The sequence below is a fragment of the Methylobacterium sp. WL8 genome (assembly GCF_008040045.1).
Lineage (GTDB): Bacteria > Pseudomonadota > Alphaproteobacteria > Rhizobiales > Beijerinckiaceae > Methylobacterium > Methylobacterium cerastii.
The window spans coordinates 1-4660 of sequence record NZ_VRVF01000146.1 but is presented as its reverse complement, the minus strand read 5'-3'; the positions used below and the strand labels follow the sequence as shown (position 1 = coordinate 4660).

The 4660-nt window shown below is 70.8% G+C and carries 3 protein-coding genes and 1 pseudogene; 2 read left to right on the top strand and 2 right to left on the bottom strand.

Annotated elements, in window-relative coordinates; genetic code table 11:
* Positions 1–167 precede the first annotated feature (167 nt).
* On the top strand, positions 168–347 hold the full coding sequence (locus FV234_RS25255) for a NepR family anti-sigma factor (protein ID WP_147754839.1): 180 nt from the start codon (positions 168–170) through the stop codon (positions 345–347).
* A 142-nt stretch (positions 348–489) separates the two neighbouring features.
* Here FV234_RS25255 and FV234_RS25250 read toward each other — a convergent pair whose 3' ends face one another.
* Entirely contained in the window at positions 490–2652 is a 2163-nt protein-coding gene (locus tag FV234_RS25250) for a molybdopterin oxidoreductase family protein (protein WP_147832369.1), read from the bottom strand.
* A 185-nt stretch (positions 2653–2837) separates the two neighbouring features.
* Between FV234_RS25250 and FV234_RS25245 the strand changes: the two genes are divergently transcribed.
* The gene (locus FV234_RS25245) at positions 2838–4133 is read left to right on the top strand and encodes an ArgE/DapE family deacylase (protein WP_147832368.1); all 1296 of its coding nucleotides are present in this window, start codon (positions 2838–2840) and stop codon (positions 4131–4133) included.
* A gap of 181 nt (positions 4134–4314) precedes the next feature.
* Here the strand turns inward: FV234_RS25245 and FV234_RS25240 are convergent.
* Positions 4315–4660: pseudogene (locus FV234_RS25240) on the bottom strand (chemotaxis protein); the annotation flags it as partial.

Genomic DNA, 4660 nt, shown 5'->3' with positions numbered 1-4660 from the left:
GGTCCGGGGTTCTGGGCGGGGGCGAGGCGTCGAACGGGTCTCATCCGGCAAACACGCCCCCGCCGCGGGCGGTTCCGATTCCGCGGCGTCGCCGCCCGTCGGTGACGGGCCCTTAACCAAGCTTTGCCATTCTCCCCGTGTCGAACGTGCGTGAGGGTCGGGTGGTGATGGCGAAGCCGCAGATGTCCCGGCCGGGCGAGACGCCGCAGGCGCAGCCACCCCTGAACCCGAGCGTGCGCCGCCACCTCGGCCAGAACCTGCGCAACCTCTACGCCGACACCCTCTCCGCCCCGGTGAGCGAACGCCTCGAAGCGCTGATCGCGCAGCTGGACCGGCCGAAGGGGTGAGCACGACTTAGGGGAGGGAGGCGGAGCCTGCGGTGCGAGCCGCCGCGTCGTCCGCTTCCCACACCGCGCCCACATGCGAGACCGTACGCCACGAGGACACGCGCCCCGCGCGGCGCTTGCGCGTGCCGTCTGCTCGGCGCGGTCAGTTCGCCCGGGCGACCTCGACGAGGTTGTCCGAGAAGGACGGCGCGTGGCCCATGTCGGTGAAGGCGCCCGACGAGATGCTGTTGACCGTGCCCTCGTTGAGCTGGCGCCAGTAGCCCAGCGTCGCGACCACGATGCCCGCCTTCACGTCGTCGGTGATGCGGGCCACGCCCTTGAACGCGCCGCGGTCGTTGGCGACCCGCACCCGGTCGCCGTCCCGGATGCCGCGGGCGTCGGCGTCGGCTTGGCTGATCATCACGAACTGCTCGCCCTGGCCCTTCTGCTTGTCCTCCATGTTCGCGTAGCAGGAGTTCAGGAAGTAATGGCTCTTGGGCGAGACGATGTTGAGCGGGAAGCGCTTGGCGAGCTCCGGGTCGTTGGTGTGGGATTCCCGCGGGCCGAGGTAGTCGGGCAGCGGATCGAGCGCCTCGCCGGGCTGGAAGCCTTCGTACATCTGCCGGAACGGCGGGGCGACGAAGTTCGTGGCGCCCTCCACCTTCAGCATGCACTTGCCGGTCGGCGTCGGGAAGTTGCCCTCGCGGTGGGGCGCCCGGTCGTCCGGCGTGCCGACCTTCAGGCGGGCGAAGCCGTGCTCGCGCATGTACTGGAGGTCGATGCCCTCGCAGGCCGGGGCGTTCCAGTCGACGTAGTGCTCCAGGCACTCCGTGTCGGTCCACTTGAAGTTCTCTTCCTCGAAGCCGAGCCGGGCCGCGAGCCGGCGGAAGATCTCGTTGTTCGGGATCGCCTCGCCGGGCGCGTCCGCGCACTTGGTGTTGTAGGTGAGATAAAGGTGGCCCCAGGAGAGGATCATGTCCTCCATCTCCGCGCCCATCGTCGCCGGCAGCAGGATGTCGGCGTAGGACGCCGTGTCGGAGACGAAGTGCTCGGCCGAGACCATGAACAGGTCCTCGCGCATCAGCCCTTCGACGACCTTGTCGGTCTCGGGCGCCTGCGTGACGGGGTTCGAGTTCCAGCACATCATCGACAGGATCGGCGGGTCGAGCTTCAGCTCGCCGGTGAGCGCGCGCCCGATCTGCAGGTTCGAGACGACGCGGGTGCCCTCCGGGATCAGGTCGGGCCGGCACATCACGTCGAACTTGTAGGGGTGCTCCCACACGCCGAACTGGGTGACGCCGCCGCCGACGTGGCGCCACGCGCCGGTCAGCGCCGGGATGCAGGTGACGGCGCGGATGGTCTGGCCGCCGCCGTAATGCCGCTCCAGCGCCACGCCCATGCGGATGCCGACCGGCTGCTCGGTCGCCATCTCGCGGGCGAGCGTGCGGATGTCTTCCGCCGAGACGCCGGTGATCGCGGCGGCCCATTCCGGCGTGCGGGTGCTCGCCCGCTCCTTCAGCTCCTCGAAGCCGACCGTGTGATTGTCGACGTAGTCCTGGTCGACGAGGCCTTGGGCGATGATGGAATTGATCAGCGCCATGGCGAGCGCGCCGTCGGTGCCGGGCTTCGGCGCGATGTGCCAGTCGGCGGCCTTCGCGGTGCGCGAGGCGTAGGCGTCGATCACGACGACCTTGGCGCCCTTCTTCTGGGCGTCCTTGACGATGGCCCAATGGTGCAGGTTCGTGCTGACCGAGTTGCAGGCCCAGATCACGATGTACTTCGAGTGGATGTAGCTGTCAGGGTCGAGGCCCGCCGTCGGGCCGACGGTGAGGAGCCAGGCCGTGCACGAGCCCTCGCCGCAGAAGGTGCGCTCGGTGACGGTGGCGCCCATGCGGTTGAAGAAGGCGTCGCCGCCGTTCAGCCCGTGCACGAGGCCCTGGTTGCCGAGGTAGCTGTAGGGCGCGATGGCCTGCGGGCCGTGACTGTCGATGATCGCCTTCCAACGGGTGACGATGGTGTCCAGCGCCTCGTCCCAGGTGATGCGCGCGAACTGCTTGGAGCCCTTCGGGCCGACCCGCTTCATCGGGTAGAGCAGCCGGTCGGGATGGTAGTGGCGCGTCTCGTAGTCCTTCAGCTTCACGCAGAGAGTGCCGCGGGTCATCGGGTGGTCCGGGTTGCCCCGCACGCCGAGCAACTCGCCGTCACGCACCTCGAACAGCATCGAGCAGGTGTCCGGGCAGTCGTGCGGGCAGCCGCCGAAGAAGGTCTCGGTCAGGCTCTCGGCCTCGGCGACGAGCAGGGAATCCGGCTTGACGATCTCGTTCATGGTTCCTCCACGGCCGGGCGTCCCGCTTTATTGTTCCAGCGAGCGGACCCGGTTCGCCCACAGGATGCACGGAAGTGCAAACAATTCCAATCTCCGTTCCCACCTGCGCCTCGGGGACCGCCTATGTCGCGGCGACCGGGCGGCGTAGGCTGGCCGCGCTCCGCCGCGAGACTGCAGGACTTCGCATGCCCCTCGATCCCGCCCTCGCCGACCGCATCGCGGCCTCCGTCGCGCACGGGTTCGCCGAGCAGGTCGCGCACACGCAGGCGCTGGTGCGGTTCGGCTCGACCCGCGGCGCCGAGCACGCGATTCAGGACTTTGTGCTCGGCGCGTTTCGCGCCCGCGGCTACGCGACCGAGCGGTTTGCCATCGACGCCGCCGCGATCGTGGGCCATCCCGGCGGGGCGAGGGTCGCGGACGGGCATTCCGAGGCGCCGATCGTGGCGGGCCTCCACCGGCCGCGGGGCGTGGGCGGACGCTCGCTGATCCTGCAGGCGCATGTCGACGTGGTGCCGCCCGGCCCCCTCGACCTGTGGACGCACCCGCCCTTCGATCCGGTGATCGACGGCGACTGGCTATACGGGCGCGGCGCCGCCGACATGAAGGCGGGGCATGCGGCCAACCTGTTCGCCCTCGACGCGCTGCGGCGGATCGGCCTGCAGCCCGCCGCCGCCGTGACGATCCTGTCGGTGGTCGAGGAGGAATCCACCGGCAACGGCGCGCTCGCGGCGCACCTGCACGGCTACCGCGCCGACGCGGTGCTGATCCCCGAGCCGATGGACGAGGCTCTGGTGCGGGCCAACACCGGCGTGCTGTGGTTCACGGTCGAGGTGCGCGGGCGGCCGGTGCATGTCCGCGCGATGGGCGCGGGCGCCAACGCCATCGACGCGACCTACCGGGTGATCGGCGCGTTGCGCGACCTCGAGGGGCGCTGGAACGCCGACCGGGCCGGCCGGCCGCACTTTTCGGACGTGGCGCACCCGATCAACCTCAACGTCGGCCGGATCGAGGGCGGCGACTGGAACTCGTCGGTGCCGGCCTGGTGCCGCGTCGGCTGCCGGATCGCGCTCTATCCCGGCACGCGCGCGGCGGACGCGGCCGCCGAGGTGGAGGCGGCGGTCGCCGCCTTCGCCCGCGCCGACCCGTTCCTCGCCGACGCCCCGCCGCGGGTCACCTTCGACGGGTTCTTCGCCGAGGGCTACGTGCTGGAGCCGGGCTCGGAGGCGGAGGGCGTGCTCGCCGCCGCCCACCGCCGCGCGACCGGAGCGGAGCTGACCGGCATCATGGCGCCCTGCTACCTCGATACGCGGGTGCACGCCCTCTACGAGCAGGTGCCGGCGCTCTGCTACGGCCCGGCCAGCGAGAACATCCACGGTTTCGACGAGCGCGTCAGCCTGCGCTCCGTCCAGCGCATCACCACGGCGATGGCGCTGTTCGTTGCCGAATGGTGTGGGACGGAACGTCTTGAGGCGGGCGGCTGAGGCTTCGTTCGAAGCAAGGCGCGGATCGCAAAAACCCGCGTTTTCGCACCCTCGCCGTCATCCCGGGGCGCCAGAGGCGAGCCCGGGATCCAGAACCGCAGGTCGTTCTCCTGATTGCGCCGTCGGCGGCTCTGGATCCCGGGCTCTGCCGCGCAGCCCCGGGATGACGGGGAGGATCGGCTCAGGCGGCGCGGACGGTGGCGAGGAAGCGATCGACTTCCGCCGCGAGGTGCTCGGACTGGCGCGAGAGCTCGGAGGCGGCGCCCAGCACCTGGCTCGCCGCCGCGCCGGTCTCCTCGGCCGCGCCCGCCACGCCGGCGATGTTGCCGGTCACCTCCGCCGTGCCCAAAGCCGCCTGGCTGACGTTGCGCACGATCTCCTGCGTCGCCGCGCCCTGCTGCTCCACCGCCGCCGCGATCGAGGTCGCCACGTCGCTGATCTGGCGGATGCGCCCGGTCATCCCCCCGATCGAGGCGACCGCCTGACCGGTCGAGGTCTGGATCTGCGCGATCTGACCCGAGATCTCG